We start from the raw sequence: 18,029 nt of genomic DNA on the forward strand, positions 1-18,029 counted from the left end.
CGATGACCTCCGTGATCGCCCGGCTCGACGCCGCCCTGCTGGCCGCCCACCGCGACGAACTCGCCGACCTGCTGCTCGCCGTGGTCCGCGGCGGGTCCTCCCTCGGCTTCCTCGCCGACCTCGACCACGGCCGGGCGGCGGCCTGGTGGGACTCCCTTGCTCCCGCCGTCGAGGAGGGCTCCCTCGCCCTGTGGGCATCGCGGAACCGCGAGGGCCGCCTCGACGGCACCGTCAGCTGGTACCGCGAGTCCAAGCCCAACGGCCGCCACCGCGCCGAGCTGCGCAAGCTCATGGTGCACCCCGAGGCGCGCGGCCGCGGCACCGCCCGAGCCCTCCTCGCCGAGGCCGAACTCGCGGCCGCCCGGGCCGGCGTGCTGCTGCTGGTCCTCGACACCGAGACGGGCAGCGGGGCCGAGCGCGTCTACCGCTCCGCCGGCTGGACCGAGGCCGGCACCATCCCCGACTACGCCGCCGATCCGTCCGGCCGGCTGCATCCCACCACCCTCTTCTTCAAGCACCCCGAGCGGCCGAGGTGACCTCGCCCGCCGCGCCGCGTTAGACCCCGTAGCGCGGACCACCGAGCGAGGGAGACCGCATGTACGCCACACCCGCCTCCGCAGCACTCACCCGCCGCACGGCCCTTCGTACGGCCTTCACCGCGGCGGTGCTCGCGGGCACCGCCGCGGCCCTGGCCCCCGTACTGCGCGCGCGCCGCCCCCGGCAGACCCTGACCCCGGCCCCCTTCGCCGAGGAGACGTACCGGGGCCGGCACATCGCCGTCGACTCCGCCGGGGTCCGCATCGACGGCCGCCCCCTGCACGTCATGCGCCGCGCCGACGGCAGCTACCTGAGCGGGATCAACCACTTCCAGTCCTTCGGGACCCCGCTGGAACTGGCCCGCGCCGCCGTCGACGAACTCGGCACCACCCAGCTGGCGTTCGCGGCCCCGCACCACGGCTGAGGAGCCCCGCATGTACACCCGGCAGAACCAGAAGAACCTGACCAGCGCCCAGAAGAAGCGGTTCACGGCGGCCGTGCTGGAGCTCAAGCGCACCGGCGCGTACGACGACCTGGTGCGCACCCACGACAAGTACTTCGTGCCGGACCGGGACAGCAAGCTCCGGGTCGGGCACATGTCCCCGTCCTTCTTCCCCTGGCACCGGCGCTACCTGCTCCAGTTCGAGCGGTTGCTCCAGGCCGTCGACCCGGGGGTCGCGGTCCCGTACTGGGACTGGACCGCGGACAACAGCCCGGTCTCCTCCCTCTGGGCCGAGGACTTCCTCGGCGGCACCGGCCGTGCGAGCGACCGCCGCGTGACGACCGGCCCCTTCGCCCACGAGAAGGGCAACTGGGAGATCACGGTGGGCATCACGGAGGCCCGCTTCCTCACCCGCAACCTCGGCCGGCCGCAGAACCCGATCGCCCTGCCCACCGCGGCCGAGCTGCAGTGGGCGCTCGACGACCCGACGTACGACACCTCGCCCTGGGACTCGACGGCGCAGGGCGGCGGGTTCCGCAACAAGCTGGAAGGCTGGGCGGCGCCGAAGAGCGAGCGCTGGCGCAACCACAACAAGGTCCACCAGTGGATCGGCGGCCACATGACGGGCGGCACGGCCCCCAACGACCCGGCGTTCTGGCTGCACCACGCCTTCGTGGACCTGCTCTGGGACCGCTGGCAGCTGAGGCATCCGGGCTCCGGCTACCTGCCCGCCGCCCCGCTCGAACCGGGCGACCTCCAGCGCGGCCGGGTGATCGCCCTCGACGAGCCGATGCCGCCGTGGGACCTCACCCCGCGCGACATGCTCAGCCACCAGGGCCTCTACCGCTACGAATGACCCGTACGGAGGCCCGTGAGGGCGATCCGCAGGATCGGTCCGGACGCGAGGACGCGAGAAGGGCCCCCGCCGTACGGCGGGGGCCCAGGGTCCTCGATCCGGCCGTCAGCCGCCGTAGCCCTCGGTGTGGTGCTCGCCGCCACCCGACGCGTTGACGCAGGTGTTGCCGAACGCCGGGTTCAGCAGGGCGATCACGTTCACGGTGTTGCCGCAGACGTTGACCGGGACGTGCACCGGAACCTGGACCAGGTTGCCCGAGAGGACACCGGGGGAGCCGACCGCCGCACCGTGCGCTCCGGCATCGGCGACGGCCAGACCGGCACCGGCGGCCAGGGCGCTACCGGCAACAGCGGTGACGGCGACTGCCTTCGCGATACGCGACATCAAGATCTCCTCGTGAGATGTGTGGTGCCACAGGGGTCTGTGGCATTTGACATGGCGTACAACGCGGCGGGAGCCCGGCGGTCACGGCCGCTGGGCCTTAGTGATGAAGGAAAATCGCACGGAGGCGAAGTACGGCTTGATCTGGCCCGCGGCGCCCGGCTCCAGCAAGGCCACCGGCTCGCCCGCGCACCCCGGCTCCCGGTAGAAGATCGCGGTCCCGGAGGTCGAGTTGGTGACGGCCCGGGAGCCGCCTCCCTTCGCCGCCACACAGCCGCGCGGGGCCGTCAGCCCGTGGACCTTGTCGTCCTGGCCGACGTACTGGAAGCCGGACCCGGACCCGGCCGCGGCCTGCGTCGGGCCCGCGGCCGCGAGCAGGAGCAGGAGCGCGGGCGCGAGGGGGAGGACCGGGCCGGCCGCCCGGACGGAGCCGCGGACACCGGGGTGGATACGCATCGATCGCATGCCCGGTCCAACCCGGCCCGCCCCGTGCCGGGTCACGCCTTGTCACCCCTCGCAGGCCTGTGCGACCGTGCCCGGGAGGCGGAACACCCGATTCAGTGGTGCAGTGGTGCGACGGTGCAGGCACCGGGTCGACGGAGGAGAGCGATGAGCGCAGCGGGCGGCAGCGGCCGGCCCCGGGTCAGGACCGGGTACGGCGTCGTCGAGGGCCGCACCGGCCCGGGCGGGACCGCCTCCTTCCGGGGCATCCCGTACGCGGCCCCGCCCGTCGGCGCCCTCCGCTTCGCCGCGCCCGAGCCGCCGGCCGCCTGGGAGGGCGTACGCGACGCCGGAGCCTTCGGGCCCACCGCGCCGAAGGTGCCCTACCCGCCGAAGTTCGCCGAGCTGCTGCCCGACCCGGACGTCCCCGGCGACGACTGCCTGAACCTCAACGTGTGGACCCCGGACCCGGCCCCCGGGGCCGGGCTGCCCGTCATGGTCTGGCTGCACGGCGGGGCGCTCACCCGCGGCTCCTCGGCCGTCCCCGTGTACGACGGCTCCGCCTTCGCCCGCGACGGGGTGGTGCTCGTCTCCGTCAACTACCGCCTGGGCGTCCTCGGCTACGGGCTCTTCCCCGACGCCCCCGCCAACCGCGGGCTGCTCGACCAGATCGCCGCCCTGACCTGGGTCCGGGAGAACATCGAGGCCTTCGGCGGGGACCCCGCACGCGTCACCGTCTTCGGGGAGTCCGCCGGGGCCATCAGCGTCGGTGCCCTGCTCGGCGCCCCGCGCGCCGCCGGGCTCTTCGCACAGGCGGCCCTGCAGAGCGGTGCCCCCGAGGTGCTGCCGCGCGAGAAGGTGCGCGCCATGGTCCGGCGGATGGCCTCCCTGCTGAAGGTCCCCGCGACCGCCGGGGCCTTCGCCGCCACGGCCCTGCCCGACCTGCTCGCCGCCCAGGCCGCCGTGCTGCGCCGCTCCAGCCCGCTCACCGGAGGCCCCGCCTTCGGCCTCGTCGCCGACCCGGACAGCCTCCCCGGGGACCCGCTGGAGGCCGCGACGGCGGCGGACGTACCGCTGCTGCTGGGCTGGACCACCGAGGAGTACCGGCTCTGGCTCGCCCCCATCGGCGCGCTGCCGGTCATGGACCGGCTCGGTCCGCTCACCCTCGCCCTGGCCCGCGCCCGCAGCGGCAAGGACCGGGCCGCCGTACGGGCGCTGCGCGCCGCACTGCCCGGGGCGGGCGCGGCCGAGCTCGCGGGGCAGCTGCTCACCGACCGGCTGCTGCGCGATCCGCTGCGCCGCCTCGCCGGGGCGCGGCGGTCCGCCCCCAGCTTCCTGTACGAGTTCGGCTGGCCCTCCGGCATCCCGGGCCTCGGGGCCTGCCACGCCCTGGAGCTGGGCTTCGTGTTCGACACCCTCGACGTGGCGGAGGCCTCGTGGCTGGCCGGGCCGGACGCGCCGCAGGAGCTGGCCGACCGGATGCACGCGGCCTGGGTGCGCTTCGCCGTGACCGGGGACCCGGGCTGGGCGGCCTGGGACGGCGACGGCCCGCCGATGGCGTTCGGCGGGCCGTGCGAGCGATCCATCGCGGCGGTGGTTACTCCACCGGTCCTTCCATGACCTTGCTGATGAACTGGATCGGGCCCTCGCCCATGTTCGGCACGTAGGTCTTGGCGTTGTGCTGGCCGCCGGGGATGACCCTCAGGCTGGTGTGGATCGGCCCCTTGCCGTACGTCGCGACGAACTTCTGCACATCGGGCAGCGTCTTCTTGTTGTTCTCGTTGTCGCCGACCTGGAAGGCGAGGTAGACGTCCGGCGCGCCCTTCTTGTCGATCATGGCCTTGGCCAGGAGCTCCGGGTTGTTCTCCGCCTTCTCCTTGTCGTGGCCCTTCCACAGAGAGGAGTCGGGCACGATGTCCGGGCCGGAGCAGATGGCGGCCTTGAACTTGTCCGGGTGCTTGAGCACGGCCTTCAGGCTCGCGAAGCCGCCGGTGGAGGAGCCCATGTAGGCCCAGCCGTCACGGGACTTGACGGTGCGGAAGTTCGCCTTCATCAGGTCCGGGACGTCCTCGGTCAGCCAGGTGCCCATCTTGGGCTGGTCGGGGATGTCCGAGCCGTCCCAGTAGATGCCCTTGTCGTCCGGGCCCGGGTTCAGCACGGGCATGGCGAGGATGAACGGCTTGCTCTTGCCCTCGGCGTACCACTTGCTGATGCTGGTCTGGAGCCCCAGGTCGGTGCCCATCCAGTAGTTGTTCGGGTAGCCGGCGCCGCCGGGCAGGGCGATCATGACCGGGAAGCCGCTCTTGGCGAACTTCGGGTCGTTGTACTCCTTGGGCGCCCAGACCCAGACCTTGCCCTTGAAGCCGGACTTCTTGCCGTCCAGGGTGGTGACGGCCACGTGCGTGCCGTCGGCCAGCGTCATCGAGTTCTTGAACTCGGCCTTCGGGCCGGTGGGCATCAGGGCCTTGGAGTTGGCCGCCTGCTTCGCCGCGCCGTCGGAGCCGCCCGCCTGGCCGCCGCCCGCGGCGGCCTGGCCGAAGGAGACGTCCTTGCCCTTGTCGGTGAAGGGGGGTATCTCGAAGTGGTACATCACCCCGGCCGCGATGCCCGCGAGGGCCAGGACGGAGACGCCCGCTATCAGCCAGCGCCGGCCCCGGCGCGGCCGCCGGGGCTCGTACGGGGGCTCCTCCGGCCCGCCGTACGGCGGCTGCGGCGGCCCGTACGGGGGCTCGGGCTGGTACTGGGGTTCGTACTGCTGCGTGTACGAAGCGCCGTAGGGCTGCTGCTGGTACTGCCCTTCCGATCGGTACGGCTGGTGCTGTCCGTCGGGTGAGTACGACATGTGCGGTTGCTCTCCGGCTGGTGCTGCCCCGTCGGGGGATGGCCTTTTCCCCGTCTGGGGGTGGTCTCTTCTGTTCGAAGGATGAGCCTACGTGCTGCCCGGTTCCCGTTTTTCCCAGCTCTTGGGTTGCCGTAGGCCGCGGCGTTGCCGAACACCGACAGGGCCACCGGAGTTCCCGGTCTGTTAGCCGCCTGTCCCTGGCCCATGCACATGCCCGTGGGTATGGTGCCTGCGCGCCGCCACCCGAACCCCCTGCCCGGAGGTATTTTCCGTGTTTGGCATGACCTCGTCACGGTCCGCCCGCAAGACCGCCCTTGCCACCGCCTTCGGCCTCACCGCCGCCGGCACGGCCCTGTGGGCCGGCCTCGGCGCCGCCCAGCCCGCGCACGCGGCCGGCCTGCCGGCCCCCGACCACGTCGTCGTCGTGGTCTTCGAGAACCACGCCTACAACCAGGTCATCGGCAGCTCCAGCGCCCCGTACATCAACTCCCTCAAGAGCGGGGGTGCCAACCTCACGCAGTCGTTCGGCATCACCCACCCCAGCCAGCCCAACTACCTCCAGCTGTTCTCCGGCTCCAACCAGGGCGTCACCGGCGACAGCTGCTACACGCCCGGCTTCAGCTCCGCGCCCAACCTGGCCTCCGAGCTGATTGCCGCGGGCAAGAGCTGGGCCAGCTACAACGAGACCCTCCCCAGCCAGGGCTCCACCACCTGCAGCAGCGGGAAGTACGCCCGCAAGCACAACCCCTGGTTCGCCTTCTCCAACGTGCCCACCAGCACCGCGAAGACGATGACCCAGTTCCCGACGGACTACACCACCCTGCCCAAGGTGTCCTTCGTCGTCCCGAACCTGTGCAGCGACATGCACGACTGCTCCGTCGGCACCGGCGACACCTGGCTCAAGAACAACCTCAAGGCCTACGCGGACTGGGCCAAGACCCACAACAGCCTGCTCGTCGTCACCTTCGACGAGGACAACCGGCTCGCGGGCAACAAGATCCCCACCGTGCTCTACGGCCAGCCCGTCACCCCCGGCAGCACCTCGTCCACCACCTACAACCACTACGACGTGCTGCGCACCCTGGAGGGCCTGGCCGGCCTGACCACCCACGCCGGGAACGCGGCCACCGCCAAGGACATCACGGGGATCTGGGCTTCCTGACCATGTACGTTGCGGACAGCCGCGGTACCCCCGCGCCCGCCGTGACCCCCGAGCCGCAGGCCGTCGCCCCGGGCATCCGCCCGGGGCGGCGCGCCGCGCTCGCCCCCACGGTCCTCGCCCTCGGCACGGTCAGCCTGATCACCGACGTCTCCTCCGAGATGGTCACGGCCGTGCTCCCGCTCTACCTCGTCGCCGGCCTCGGCCTGTCCCCGCTCGGCTTCGGACTGCTCGACGGGATCTACAACGGGATCAGCGCCCTGGTCCGGCTCACCGGGGGCCACCTCGGCGACCGCCTCGGCCGCCACAAGGCCCTCGCCGGCCTCGGCTACGGCCTCTCGGCCGTGTGCAAGCCCCTGCTGCTGCTCGCGCACACCCTCCCCGCCATCGGGGCGGTGCTCGCGCTCGACCGCACCGGCAAGGGCCTGCGCACCGCTCCGCGCGACGCGCTGATCTCCCTGGCCGCCGCCCCCGAGGACCGCGGCCGGGCCTTCGGGGTCCACCGGGCCATGGATACGGCCGGCGCCCTGATCGGGCCGATCCTCGCCTTCCTGATCCTGCGCGGCGCCGCCGACGGCTACGACGCCGTCTTCACGGTCAGCGCCTGCGTCGCCGCCCTCGGCGTGCTCGTGCTGGTCCTGTTCGTCCCCGGCCGGCGCACCGAGCCGTCGCCCGGCGCCGAGCCCGTCTCGCTGCGCGCCGCCTTCGGGCTGCTGGGCCGCCCCGACCTGCGCCGGATCAGCCTGTGCGCCCTGCTGCTCGGGCTGTGCACCGTCAGCGACGCCTTCGTCTTCCTGCTGCTCCAGCGCGCCACCGGGATCGCCGACCGCTGGTTCGCGCTGCTGCCGCTGGGCACCGCCGCCGCGTTCTTCCTGCTCGCGCTGCCGCTGGGCCGGCTCGCCGACCGGATCGGCCGCTGGCGGGTCTTCCTCGGCGGCCACCTCGCGCTGCTCCTCGCGTACGGGCTCCTGCTGACCGGCGGGCACCACCCGACCCTGCCGTACGCCGTGCTCCTCCTGCACGGCGGGTTCTACGCGGCCACCGACGGCGTCCTGATGGCCGCCGCCGCCGGAGCCGTGCCCGAGGAGCACCGCGGCGGCGGCCTCGCCCTCGTCCAGACCGGCCAGGCCCTCGCCCGCTTCGCCGCCTCGCTGGGCTTCGGCGCCGCCTGGACCGTCTGGGGCCCCCGACCGGCCCTCGCGGTCGCCGCGGCGCTGCTGGCCGGCGCGGCCGCCGCCTGCGCCCTGCTGCGGCCCGCGGACGCGACGGACGCCGAGTCCGCCGCCGAGGCGCGGGCCGACTGAGCCCGCTTCGCCGCCCTCGACATCCCCCACGTCCCCGAAAGGTCCCCATGACCCTCCAACGCCGGATCCTGATCCTCGTCTCCGCCGTCGTGCTGCTCGCCGCCGTGGGGGTGCTCGCCGTCGTACGGGCCTCCTCCCGGGCCGACGAGAAGAACCAGACCCAGGCGGGCGGGCCGCGGATCACCAGGGGCGAGGTGACCCTGGCCCCGGACGGGGGCGAGCGGCGGATCGTGTTCCGGAACATGGCGTGGGGTCCGCACCGCGACGAGCTCGCCACCGTCCCCGCCGACGCTCCCCAGGGCCCCCGTACGGCCTCCGGGGTGAGCTGCCTGCGCTTCCACGCCGCGGCCGGCACCGGGATCTGCCTCCGGGCCGACCAGGGCGGGGTCCAGGAGAGCTACCGGGCCGTCGTCCTCGACGCCCACCTCAAGGAGGTCTCCTCGCACCCGCTGGCCGGCATCCCCACCCGCGCCCGGGTCTCGCCCGGCGGCCACCTCGTCGCCTGGACGGTCTTCGTCGGCGGGGACTCGTACGCCGGGACGAACTTCTCCACCCGGACCTCGCTGCTCGACCTGCGCACCGGCGCGTTCCACGCCTCGCTGGAGGACTTCGCCATCCGCAAGGACGGCAAGGCCTACCGCAACGCCGACGTGAACTTCTGGGGCGTGACCTTCGCGGCCGACGAGCGGACCTTCTACGCGACGCTCGCCACCGGCGGCCAGACCCACCTGGTCCGCGGCGACCTCGCCGAACGCACCGTGACCACGCTGCGCGAGAACCTGGAGTGCCCGTCGCTGTCACCCGACGGGACCCGGCTGGTGTTCAAGAAGCGGGTGCCCGGCCTGTCACCGGACGCCCCGTGGCGGCTGTACGCCCTGGACCTGGCCTCGATGCGGGAGACCCCGCTCGCCGAGGAGCGCAGCGTGGACGACCAGGTGGTGTGGACCGACGACAAGACGGTCGTCTACTCCCTGCCCGGAGACTTCGGCGCCGATCTGTACGCCCTGCCGGCGGACGGCAGCGGCGCTCCCGCCCCGCTGATGGCATCGGCCCTCGCCCCGGCCTTCCTCGGCTGACGCCGGGAGGAAGAGCCGGGGCGGAGGGCCGCCGCACCGCTGCGCCGAACGCAGGACCGTTACGCCGGGACCAGCGTCTTGCGGCGCCGCTTGCGCTGGGCGCCCGCCGACAGCTTCAGCTCGATGATCGACCGAACGGCCGGCCACTCCTCGTCGAGGATCGAGTAGAAGGCGGTACTGCGCACGGCGCCGTCGAGCCCCCGCGAATGGGCCCGGCGGACGCCCTCGCAGGTGAACCCGAGCCGCTCCATCGCGGCCCGCGAGCGCCCGTTGCGGGCGTCTGCGCGCAGCGAGATGCGGCGCACGCCCCAGGTCTCGAAGGCATGGCGGAGCATGAGCAGCTTCGCCTCCGTGTTGATGCCCGTCCCCTGGGCGCCCGGGGACAGCCAGGTATTGCCGATCTCGGCGGCATCGGGGATCGCGGTCGCCGGATCACCGAACGGGACACCCGGCACGGCGGGCCACACCAGCGGTCCCTGCCAGTAGTCGAGGTCCAGGAACCGGGTCGAACCGACGACCCGGCCGTCGGTGGCTCTGACCACCGCGAAGGGGAGCGATCGACCCGCCGCCTGATCTGCGAGGGCGCGGTCGATGTACTCGTGGGACGCCTGCACCCCATGGGGTACGGGGGTGAAGGCGTAAGTCGTACGATCCTCGGCCCCGGCCACGGCCAAGGCCTCGGTGTGGTGGGGGGCGAGGGGCTCGAGCCGCACGGTGCGGCCGGCGAGGAGTACGGGTACGGGCACGGAGCCTTCGGTCCTTCTGGGCGGTGGGGTGGTTGCACAGTGTGCGTCCCTGACGTCGCCCCCCGTGCAAAACACGGGTGAAAGGCAACGGGCTGTCAGGTGAACGCGAGTGGCTCAATGTAGCTCCTAAATGTGCTCTCATGAACCCCCAAATTGGCAACGCCGCGGCCATGTTTTTCGATGACTTTGGTCCCCGCTCCGGAGCACCCGTAATCCTGATCCGCGGACATCCGTTCCGGCGCGCCGCACAGGTCCCCCGGACGGCCGCCCCGACCGCCTCCGATCGACGTAAAAACACCCTCTGACCTGCATGGATGCAAGGGGGCCCGGACGCGCCCCGCAGTGGCCGCGCGCACCGCGGCGGCGGCTGTTCGCGGGGCTCCGGCCGGGCCGCCGGAGCATCGAACAGATGGTCGTCGGTGATGTGTCCAACACCTGCCTCAGGGCCCTTCGGGGCAACGGTCGGCGCGCGGGGGTGCCGCGGGGCGCCGCGCTGGCGTGTCGGGACCGTCCGGGAGGGCGGCGAGACCACTGCCTGCGCCCGTGGGACGACCCTCCGCCACGACCCTCCGCCACGACCCTCCGCCCTCTGAAACGGCCCGGCACCGGCGAGCCCGGCGGCCGCGACGGCTCCGGCTTCTCCCGGGGCGCGGCCGGCGACGGCGTCAACCGCGGAACCGCCGCCGAACCCCGCCCGCCCACCGCGATCGGCCCCGTCCTCGCCGCGCCCTCCCACGTGCTCTTCCGCTGGGCGTTCGTGACATCCGCCCCGGCGGCCCCGGGCCGCGGACACGAAAGAGGTAGGGGCACCCGGCCCCCGATCGGGCCGTCCGCCCCCTACCGTCCCTCCAACACACCGTTCGCGTACGGACCTTCGCAGACCGTGACCGCCCCCGCCAGGAAGCCGAGAGACCCCCGCCATGTCCGCATCCCGCATCACCTTCATCGAGGGCCAGGCCGGCCAGGGCGCCGCCCTCGCCCGGATCGCCGACCGCGTCCGAGACCGGCTCGCCTCCCCGCGGTACGCCGCGCTGCGTACCGCCCGGCGCCCCCTGTTCACCGGCATCGGCGCCTCGTACGCCGCCCTCGCCGTCCCCGTGCAGCAGCTGCGCGCGGCCGGGATCGTCACCCAGCGCGTGCTCTCCAGCGAGCTCGAGACCGGCACCGACGGCTTCGACACCGACTGCCTGATCGCCGTCTCCCAGGGCGGCCGCAGCTGCGAGACCATCGCCGCCTTCCGGTGTGCCGCTCCCGGCATCACCAAGACCGCGCTGCTCAACGTCGTACCGTCGCCGCTCGGGGAGCTCGCCGACCTGACCGTGGGCCTCGGCAACGAGCCCGACTCCTCCGCCTCGACCATCGGCTACACGGGGACGGTCGTGGCCCTCGACCTGGTCGCGGGGGCCATCGCGGGCCGCGAGGGGGACCCGTGGGGCGACATCGCCGCGCAGACCGCCGCGGTCCACCGGCAGGCCGCCGCGGTGGTCGCGGGCCTGCGCCGGCGCGGCGCCCGCTGCATCGCCTCCGACGCCGTGGCGGCCGGCGCCTCGCGGGCCTCGGCCGAGGAGGGGGCGCTGCTGCTGCGCGAGGTGGTGCGGATGACCGCGGCCGCCTCCGCCACCCGCAACTATCTGCACGGGGAGATGGAGTCGGCGGGCAACACCCTGCACCTGGTCTTCGGCGACGGCCGCGAGATCGAGCTGGCCCGCTCGCTGGCCGCGGCCGGGCACCTGACGCTGCTGCTGACCACGGCCGCGGCCGTCGTCCCGTCGCAGAGCCTGTCGGTGATCCGGCTCCCCGAGGTCCCGGACGCCGTCCGCGCGGTGCTGGAGGCGGTGGTGCTCCAGGAGCTGGTCGCCCAGCTCAGCGCCGAACGCGGGGTGCCGATCGAGTCGTTCGTCTTCGCCAACGACGACACCAAGCAGGGTGGCCTGGGCAGGGCCGGCTTCCAGGTGGCCGCTTACGCCCCGGCAGCCGACGCCGCAAGGGCCCCGAGCCCCTGATTTCGCCATGGTCGGAACTCAGGGGTGCTGCGGGGAATGCCCCGTCTGCGACGCTGGTTGCCCCGTGACAAGATCGAAAACCAGGGGAGCCCGGCATGACCGAGACCGTCACCCGCATCGAGTACACCCTGCCCGTGAACGACCCCGTGGCCGAGGACCAGGTCCAGCTGAGCCGCGACGACCTGTGGACGGGCCTGGTGGCCAAGGCCGCCGACCCGCGCCCCTACGTACCGGCGATCACCGAGTGCACGGTCCTGTCGGAGAACCCGCAGGGCCTGGTCCGTGAGATAGCCCGCGCCGGGGACCGCTTCCGCGAGGTGGTGGTCTTCGACATCGGCCACCGGGTGAGCTTCCGGCGCGCGGACGAGAAGGAGGTCTGGACCATCGACAACGTCATCGACGTGGACCCGAGCGGCGCCCTCACCCTGACGTTCAGCGGCGAGTTCGCGCGCGAGTTCGCCGCGCCCCGGCTCGCCGCGATGCGCACGTCCATGGCGGAGACGGCGGCCCGCACCCTCGCCGTGATCCGCGAGTCCGCCGCGGCCTGAGCCCCCCTGGGGCCGGCCGCGATCACCTGGGATCATCCGCACATGGACTTGGTACTGCGCCGACTCGCCGCCGTCGGGCCGTTCTTCGCCGTCCCTTACGGGCAGGAACCGCCCGGGGACGGCTTCCGCCCGCTGAGCGAGCTGTACGGGCCCCGGCTGGAGCCGTACGTCGCCGAGGTCGGGCGGCGGATCGGCAGCGGGCCGGGGCGCGTCGCCGCCTCGACCGCGCAGTTCGGCATCGCCTCGCGGCTGTGGTCGATCGGGATCGGCTGCGCCGCGCTGGGCGGGCGGGTGCCGGACCTGAGTGCCGACCGGGTGTGGTGGCGGCTGCCCGGGGCGGGGTCGCCGGAGCTGTGGCTGCCCGAGCCCGGCCGGGGCGACCTGCCCGCCGGGGCGCTCGGGGAGACCGTCCTCAACAATCTCGCGGGCCTGGACGCGCGGCTGCGGGAGCGGTACGGGGTCTCGCCCAAGGTGCTGCGCGGCAACGCCGCGTCGGGCCTGGTCGGAGCGGTGCGCGTGCTGATGGACCGGGTCCCGGGCGCCCCGGCGGTCGCCCTGGCCGCGGAGCTGCTGGCCGAGGACGGGCCGCTCGGCGCGGCCGGCACCTTCATCCACGAAGAGGGCCTCGGGGTGGCCTTCGTCCGCCGCAGCTGCTGCCTCTACTACCGGGTTCCCGGCGGCGGCCTCTGCGGGGACTGCGTACTGCGCACCAGGTAGCCCGGCAGGGCCGTTCGGAGCAGCCGAGGGTGTGGCGGTCCGCCGGTCCGCCGGGAGCCTCCTACGGTCCCTGGCATGACGCACGCTCGCACACCCCGGCCGCAGCCTTCGCCCCCCTCGCAGACCCCGTCGGGGCTGTCCCGGCGCGCCGCCCTGACCGGGCTCGCCGCGGGCGCCGGAGTCCTCGCGGCCGGCGCCGCCGCCGGGTGCGCGGCCGCCACGCCCCGCGCGGCGGCCGCGGCGGCCCCCGATCCCGCGCCGGGGGCCATGAAGCTGTTCGGCGACCCCGGCTACAACTTCGCCGGGCTCCTCGCGCTCGGTGCGGCCGGCATGCGTGCTTCCGAGGTCGGTGAGGTGCTCACCGCCGTCAACGCGATCAACACGGCGGGCCTGTCCGCACAGACCTTCACCGACACCTTCCGGTCCTGGGGCGACCGGCTCGCCGCGCCCCCCGCCGCGGGGCGGCACGGTGGTGAAACCCCCTCGCAGACCCGCCGGTTCCGCTCGCTGCGCGCCGCCCAGTACTACGCGCAGGCCCTGTTCTACGTCCTGGGAACCCGCAGCCCCGAGGACGAGAAGGCCCTCTACCTGGCCGGCCGCGCCTCCTGGGACACCTTCACCCGGCTCTGCTCCCCGGCCGCGGTCCGCGCGCAGGTCCCGTACGGGAAGACCCGTCTGCCGCTCTGGTTCTTCCGGCCCGAGGGCCCGGAGGAGCCCCGCCCGACCGTCATCCTGACCAACGGCAGCGACGGGCAGAACGTCGACATGTGGACCTACGGCGTCGCGGCCGCCCTCGGCCGCGGCTGGAACGCCCTCGTCTACGACGGCCCGGGCCAGGGCCGGCTGCTGTTCGTCGAGGAGATCCCCTTCACCACCCGGTGGGAGCAGGTCGTCGCTCCGCTCGTGGACTGGCTGGACGCCCGCAAGGACGTCGACAGCGCCCGGATCGCGATCACCGGCCTGAGCATGGGCGGCAACCTGGTCGCCCGCGCCGCGGCCTTCGAGCACCGGCTCGCGGCCGTGGCCTGCCTGCCCGGAGTGCTCAGCCCGTGGCTCGGATTCGACAAGGAGCTCCGCGACATCGTCACCGCCGACAAGGCGGAGACCAACCGGGTGTGGAACGAGGAGGTCGTGCCGGAACTCACCCCGGAGCTCGCCACCACCGTCAAGAAGCGCTTCGAGATCTTCTCGCCGGAGGCCCTGCGCGAGGCGCGGGCCGGCCGGGTGTTCAAAGACCTCTGGACCCCCGCCCAGCTCGCGATCGGGCTCGACATCACCAAGCTCGTACCGCGGATCAAGGCGCCGACGCTGGTCCTGGACTACGACTTCGAGCAGTTCTACCCCGGCCAGCCCCGGCAGATGTACGACCTGCTCCGCTCGAAGCGCGCGTACGTGAAAATGACGGAGGCCACCGGGGCGCAGTTGCACTGCTCCCCGATGGCCCCGCAGCAGCACTGCGACGTCGTCTTCGACTGGCTCGCCGACGTCCTGCGGGGTTAGTCCCGCAGCGCTATCGCGGCGGCACTAGAACGTGAGGTTCCAGGCGTCGATCTTGCCGGTGTCCGCGTTGGCGTTGTCGTTCACGCGCAGCTTCCACAGGCCGTTGGCGACCTCGGAGGAGGCGTTGACGGTGAAGGTCTGGACGATGTTGTCCGTACCGCCGCCGGCCCGGTTGCTCAGGGTGTAGACGGTGCCGTCCGGGGCGACCAGGTCGACCTTGAGGTCACCGATGTAGGTGTGCTTGATGTCCACGCCCACCTTGAGGGTGGCCGGCGCGTTGCCGGTCACCCCGCTGACGGTGATCGGGCTCTCCACGGTCGCGTTGTCGTTGATCGCGAAGTCGCCGAGGTTCTCGAAGTACTTGCCGGGCGGCGGGGTGGACCCGACCGCCTTCAGCGCGTCGACCTGGCCCTCGCCGAAGAACGAGTTGTTGGCCGCGGTGCCGGTGCAGCGGCTGTCCGACGGGCAGGCGATGTCGTTGGCCTGCGTGGCCAGCTTGTCGCGCAGCTGCGCCGGGGTGATGCCCGGGTTGGTGCTGGCGAGCAGCGCCGCGACGCCCACCACGTGCGGGGTGGCCATCGAGGTACCGCTCTTGGTGCCGTACTTGCCGCCCGGCACGGTGGAGTAGACGTCGCTGCCCGGGGCCGCGACGTCGATGACGCCGGAGCCGAAGTTGGAGAACGAGGCCTTCGAGGTGCCGGAGCCGTTCGCCGCGACCGTGACCACGCCCGGGAGCTCGGTCGGGATGTCGAGGCAGGCGTTGGTGATGGTGCGGGTGACCGGCGTCGAGTCGTTCGGGCTCGCGGAGTCGGTCGTCTTGTGGGCGAGGTCGTAGTTCTCGTTGCCCGCCGCGGCGACCTGGAGGGAGCCCTTGCCCTCGGCGTACTCCTGGGCGCGCTTGACGCCCTCGATGATGGCGGCCTGGTCGATGTTGTCCGGGCAGTTGAACTGCCACGGGTCCGTGTAGTAGCTGTTGTTGGTGACCTTGAAGCCGTGGTCACCGGCCCACACGAAACCGCAGATGGTGTTCTCGGCGAAGAAGAACGAGTTGCCCGGCTCGGCGACGCGGACCGCGGAGATCTTCACGCCCGGGGCCACGCCGACGACGCCCTTGCCGTTCTTGGCGGCCGCGATGGTGCCCGCGACGTGCGTGCCGTGGCTGTCCACGTCCCGCCAGGCGCCCGTACGGGTGTCCGGCTTGCCATAGGCGCAGGAGACGGAGTCGGCCGCGTTGAAGTTCGGCGCCAGGTCCTGGTGCTGGTCGTCCACACCGGTGTCCAGGATGCCGACCTTGACGGAGGCGGAGCCGGTGGTGACGGCCCAGGCCTGGTCCGCCTTGATCTGGCTCATGTCGGCGCGGACGGGCTCGCCCGCCGGGGTCGTCGACTGGGCCGGGTTGGCGGGCAGCGCCGGGTTGTAGGCGTCGGCCGGGACGTCCGAGGTACGGGTGGCGCCGACCTGCTGGACCCCGCTGACCCCGCGCATCGTCGCGGCGAAGCCGGCCGAGGCGGAGTGGGCGACGATCACGCCGATGGAGTCGAAGTTGGAGAAGACGGTGCCGCCGTTGGCGGCGATGGCGGTACGGACCGCCGTGCTGTCACCGGGGGCGGTGATCACGAGGTAGGCGCGGGTGCCGGCAACCCAGGTCGCACTCTGGGAGGTCGGCGCCGCGGCGGCCTTGCCGGCGGCCTTGGCGGGAGCGGACGGGATGCTCTGGCCGGAAGGGGACACCGGGGCGGTGCCGGCGAGCGCGGCGGGGGCCCCGAAGGCGAGTGCGGCGCCGAGCGTGGCGGCCAGCACGAGAGTACGTCGAGGTCGGCTGGATATGTGGGGTATCAATGCGTCCTCCGAAGACGGCCCGGAGGTGCTCATGACACCTACCGGGCCGTACGAAACGAGTGGTGGACGCAAGATGTCAGACGCGTGCCCCGGTATGGAAGTACCTTTTACCGCACGACACTTAACAGCCCCGTGGCCGAAAATCGACCACGGGGCCGCGTGAGGGCGGTGTGAAGGGGGTGTGAGGGCCGACCGGCCCGGGCACCGTGGGGGCGAGCCCGGCCCGGTCGGCCCGTGACGGGCGTTCCGGTCAGACCGGTACGCCGTCCTTGGCGCCGGCCGGCGAGGGGGCGGGCACGGTGGGGGGCTCCGCGCCGTGGCCGTCGTCGATCAGCGTGGTCTCGTCGAACTCCAGGCGTCCCGCGAGGACTTCGGTGGCCCGCTCGCGGTCGAACTCCTTGGTCCAGGTGCCGATGAGCACCGTCGCCACCGCGTTGCCCGCGAAGTTCGTCAGCGCCCGGGCCTCGCTCATGAACCGGTCGATGCCCACGATCAGCCCGACGCCGTCGACGAGCTCCGGGCGGTGCGACTGGAGTCCTCCGGCCAGCGTCGCGAGCCCCGCGCCCGTGACGCCGGCCGCGCCCTTCGAGGCCACGATCATGAACAGCAGCAGCGAGATCTGCTCGCCGATGGCCAGCGGCTTGCCCATGGCCTCCGCGATGAACAGCGAGGACATCGTCAGGTAGATCGCGGTGCCGTCCAGGTTGAAGGAGTAACCCGTCGGCACCGTGATGCCGACCACCGGCTTCGAGACGCCGAGGTGCTCCATCTTCGCGATCAGCCGGGGCAGCGCCGACTCCGAGGAGGAGGTGGAGAGGATCAGCAGGAACTCGCGGCCCAGATAGCGCAGCAGCGAGAACACGTTGAGTCCGGTGCACACCCGCAGCAGGGTGCCGAGCACCACGAACACGAACAGCAGGCAGGTCGTGTAGAAACCGATCATGATGACGGCCAGTGACTTCAGCGCGTCCATGCCGGTCGCCCCGACCACCGCCGCGATCGCGCCGAACGCGCCCACCGGGGCCGCCCACATGATCATCGCCAGCACCCGGAAGACCAGCTTCTGCACGTGCCCGATCCCGCGCAGCAGCGGCTCGCCCGCCGTGCCCATCGCCTGGAGCGCGAACCCGCACAGCAGCGCCACGAGCAGGGTCTGGAGCACCTGACCGCCGGTGAAGGCGGAGACCAGGGTGGTCGGGATGATCCCGAGCAGGAACTCGGGGGTGCTCTGCGCCCCGCCCGCCTTGGCCTGCGCCTCGCCGGCGTGCTTGACGGCCTCGGTCAGGTGCAGTCCGCTGCCCGGCTCCAGCAGGTTCCCGACGAGGAGCCCGATGGCCAGCGCCACCGTGGACATGATCATGAAGTAGCCGAGCGCGAGGCCGCCCACGGCGCCGACCTTCGCGGCCTTGCGCACCGACCCGATGCCCAGCACGATCGTGCAGAAGATCACGGGCGAGATCATCATCTTGATGAGGTTCACGAAGCCGGTGCCCAGCGGCTTGAGCTCCACGGCCGTGCCGGGTGCGGCGAAGCCGACGGCGATGCCGAGGAGCACCGCGGCGATCACCGCGATGTACAGGTAGTGGGTCTTGTCGCGTCTGCCGGCCACGGCTCGCCTCCTGGTGGTGAATACGTCCC

At 72.8% G+C, this 18,029-nt stretch carries 17 protein-coding genes; 11 read left to right on the forward strand and 6 right to left on the reverse strand.

Features of this window, described 5'->3' with window-relative positions:
• The first annotated feature begins 2 nt into the window (after positions 1-2).
• From ACFYZS_RS08165 to ACFYZS_RS08175, 3 genes are read left to right on the forward strand one after another with little or no spacing between them, the layout of a single operon-like run.
• On the forward strand, positions 3-536 hold the full coding sequence (locus ACFYZS_RS08165; RefSeq protein ID WP_389008057.1) for a GNAT family N-acetyltransferase: 534 nt from the start codon (positions 3-5) through the stop codon (positions 534-536).
• A gap of 59 nt (positions 537-595) precedes the next feature.
• Positions 596-961, forward strand: coding sequence for a tyrosinase family oxidase copper chaperone (locus tag ACFYZS_RS08170; protein WP_389008060.1), 366 nt, complete (start codon positions 596-598; stop codon positions 959-961).
• Between the two features lie 10 nt (positions 962-971).
• Entirely contained in the window at positions 972-1,835 is an 864-nt protein-coding gene (locus tag ACFYZS_RS08175; protein WP_389008063.1) for a tyrosinase family protein, read from the forward strand.
• 105 nt (positions 1,836-1,940) lie between these two features.
• Here the strand turns inward: ACFYZS_RS08175 and ACFYZS_RS08180 are convergent, their stop codons facing one another.
• Both ACFYZS_RS08180 and ACFYZS_RS08185 read right to left on the reverse strand, forming a co-directional pair.
• Positions 1,941-2,219 (reverse strand): chaplin, encoded by a 279-nt coding sequence (locus ACFYZS_RS08180; RefSeq protein ID WP_030868780.1) that lies wholly within the window; start codon positions 2,217-2,219, stop codon positions 1,941-1,943.
• An 81-nt stretch (positions 2,220-2,300) separates the two neighbouring features.
• Positions 2,301-2,681, reverse strand: a complete 381-nt coding sequence (locus tag ACFYZS_RS08185; protein WP_389008066.1) for a hypothetical protein — start codon at positions 2,679-2,681, stop codon at positions 2,301-2,303.
• 144 nt (positions 2,682-2,825) lie between these two features.
• Between ACFYZS_RS08185 and ACFYZS_RS08190 the strand changes: the two genes are divergently transcribed.
• A complete protein-coding gene (locus tag ACFYZS_RS08190; RefSeq protein WP_389008069.1) occupies positions 2,826-4,277 on the forward strand; it encodes a carboxylesterase/lipase family protein in 1,452 nt (483 codons plus the stop codon).
• Here the strand turns inward: ACFYZS_RS08190 and ACFYZS_RS08195 are convergent.
• Entirely contained in the window at positions 4,255-5,499 is a 1,245-nt protein-coding gene (locus tag ACFYZS_RS08195; protein ID WP_389008071.1) for an alpha/beta hydrolase, read from the reverse strand. The genes ACFYZS_RS08190 and ACFYZS_RS08195 overlap by 23 nt on opposite strands.
• 280 nt (positions 5,500-5,779) lie before the next feature.
• Between ACFYZS_RS08195 and ACFYZS_RS08200 the strand changes: the two genes are divergently transcribed.
• From ACFYZS_RS08200 to ACFYZS_RS08210, 3 genes are read left to right on the forward strand one after another with little or no spacing between them, the layout of a single operon-like run.
• Positions 5,780-6,661, forward strand: coding sequence for an alkaline phosphatase family protein (locus ACFYZS_RS08200; protein ID WP_389008074.1), 882 nt, complete (start codon positions 5,780-5,782; stop codon positions 6,659-6,661).
• Positions 6,662-6,663: 2 nt separating this feature from the next.
• Positions 6,664-7,962, forward strand: coding sequence for an MFS transporter (locus ACFYZS_RS08205; RefSeq protein WP_389008077.1), 1,299 nt, complete (start codon positions 6,664-6,666; stop codon positions 7,960-7,962).
• Between the two features lie 47 nt (positions 7,963-8,009).
• Entirely contained in the window at positions 8,010-9,038 is a 1,029-nt protein-coding gene (locus ACFYZS_RS08210) for a TolB family protein (protein WP_389008080.1), read from the forward strand.
• 59 nt (positions 9,039-9,097) lie between these two features.
• Here the strand turns inward: ACFYZS_RS08210 and ACFYZS_RS08215 are convergent, their stop codons facing one another.
• Positions 9,098-9,784 carry a GNAT family N-acetyltransferase gene (locus tag ACFYZS_RS08215; protein WP_389008083.1) on the reverse strand — a complete coding sequence of 229 codons (687 nt, stop codon included), beginning with the start codon at positions 9,782-9,784 and terminating at the stop codon, positions 9,098-9,100.
• A 920-nt stretch (positions 9,785-10,704) separates the two neighbouring features.
• On the opposite strand from ACFYZS_RS08215, the gene ACFYZS_RS08220 reads away from it, so the two are divergent.
• The 4 genes from ACFYZS_RS08220 to ACFYZS_RS08235 all read left to right on the forward strand — a co-directional run bounded on the left by ACFYZS_RS08220 (position 10,705) and on the right by ACFYZS_RS08235 (position 14,552).
• Positions 10,705-11,787 (forward strand): SIS domain-containing protein, encoded by a 1,083-nt coding sequence (locus tag ACFYZS_RS08220; protein ID WP_389008086.1) that lies wholly within the window; start codon positions 10,705-10,707, stop codon positions 11,785-11,787.
• A 95-nt stretch (positions 11,788-11,882) separates the two neighbouring features.
• On the forward strand, positions 11,883-12,335 hold the full coding sequence (locus ACFYZS_RS08225; protein ID WP_389008089.1) for an SRPBCC family protein: 453 nt from the start codon (positions 11,883-11,885) through the stop codon (positions 12,333-12,335).
• Between the two features lie 42 nt (positions 12,336-12,377).
• The gene (locus tag ACFYZS_RS08230; protein ID WP_389008092.1) at positions 12,378-13,052 is read left to right on the forward strand and encodes a (2Fe-2S)-binding protein; all 675 of its coding nucleotides are present in this window, start codon (positions 12,378-12,380) and stop codon (positions 13,050-13,052) included.
• A gap of 75 nt (positions 13,053-13,127) precedes the next feature.
• Positions 13,128-14,552, forward strand: coding sequence for an alpha/beta hydrolase family protein (locus ACFYZS_RS08235; RefSeq protein ID WP_389008095.1), 1,425 nt, complete (start codon positions 13,128-13,130; stop codon positions 14,550-14,552).
• Between the two features lie 24 nt (positions 14,553-14,576).
• Here ACFYZS_RS08235 and ACFYZS_RS08240 read toward each other — a convergent pair whose 3' ends face one another.
• The gene (locus ACFYZS_RS08240) at positions 14,577-16,352 is read right to left on the reverse strand and encodes a S8 family serine peptidase (protein ID WP_389008097.1); all 1,776 of its coding nucleotides are present in this window, start codon (positions 16,350-16,352) and stop codon (positions 14,577-14,579) included.
• Positions 16,353-16,641: 289 nt separating this feature from the next.
• Positions 16,642-18,000, reverse strand: coding sequence for a cation:dicarboxylate symporter family transporter (locus tag ACFYZS_RS08245; RefSeq protein WP_389008100.1), 1,359 nt, complete (start codon positions 17,998-18,000; stop codon positions 16,642-16,644).
• Positions 18,001-18,029: the final 29 nt, after the last annotated feature.

The organism is Streptomyces sp. NPDC001903 (assembly GCF_042891345.1).
Taxonomy (GTDB): Bacteria; Actinomycetota; Actinomycetes; order Streptomycetales; family Streptomycetaceae; genus Streptomyces.

Excerpts from the sequence above, each read along its gene's own strand:
- ACFYZS_RS08185 (WP_389008066.1), bottom strand. The coding sequence starts at position 2,681 with ATGCGATCGATGCGTATCCACCCCGGTGTCCGCGGCTCCGTCCGGGCG.
- ACFYZS_RS08210 (WP_389008080.1), top strand. The coding sequence starts at position 8,010 with ATGACCCTCCAACGCCGGATCCTGATCCTCGTCTCCGCCGTCGTGCTG.
- ACFYZS_RS08180 (WP_030868780.1), bottom strand. The coding sequence starts at position 2,219 with ATGTCGCGTATCGCGAAGGCAGTCGCCGTCACCGCTGTTGCCGGTAGC.
- ACFYZS_RS08225 (WP_389008089.1), top strand. The coding sequence starts at position 11,883 with ATGACCGAGACCGTCACCCGCATCGAGTACACCCTGCCCGTGAACGAC.
- ACFYZS_RS08205 (WP_389008077.1), top strand. The coding sequence starts at position 6,664 with ATGTACGTTGCGGACAGCCGCGGTACCCCCGCGCCCGCCGTGACCCCC.
- ACFYZS_RS08200 (WP_389008074.1), top strand. The coding sequence starts at position 5,780 with ATGACCTCGTCACGGTCCGCCCGCAAGACCGCCCTTGCCACCGCCTTC.
- ACFYZS_RS08165 (WP_389008057.1), top strand. The coding sequence starts at position 3 with ATGACCTCCGTGATCGCCCGGCTCGACGCCGCCCTGCTGGCCGCCCAC.
- ACFYZS_RS08195 (WP_389008071.1), bottom strand. The coding sequence starts at position 5,499 with ATGTCGTACTCACCCGACGGACAGCACCAGCCGTACCGATCGGAAGGG.
- ACFYZS_RS08170 (WP_389008060.1), top strand. The coding sequence starts at position 596 with ATGTACGCCACACCCGCCTCCGCAGCACTCACCCGCCGCACGGCCCTT.
- ACFYZS_RS08235 (WP_389008095.1), top strand. The coding sequence starts at position 13,128 with ATGACGCACGCTCGCACACCCCGGCCGCAGCCTTCGCCCCCCTCGCAG.
- ACFYZS_RS08230 (WP_389008092.1), top strand. The coding sequence starts at position 12,378 with ATGGACTTGGTACTGCGCCGACTCGCCGCCGTCGGGCCGTTCTTCGCC.
- ACFYZS_RS08175 (WP_389008063.1), top strand. The coding sequence starts at position 972 with ATGTACACCCGGCAGAACCAGAAGAACCTGACCAGCGCCCAGAAGAAG.
- ACFYZS_RS08220 (WP_389008086.1), top strand. The coding sequence starts at position 10,705 with ATGTCCGCATCCCGCATCACCTTCATCGAGGGCCAGGCCGGCCAGGGC.
- ACFYZS_RS08190 (WP_389008069.1), top strand. The coding sequence starts at position 2,826 with ATGAGCGCAGCGGGCGGCAGCGGCCGGCCCCGGGTCAGGACCGGGTAC.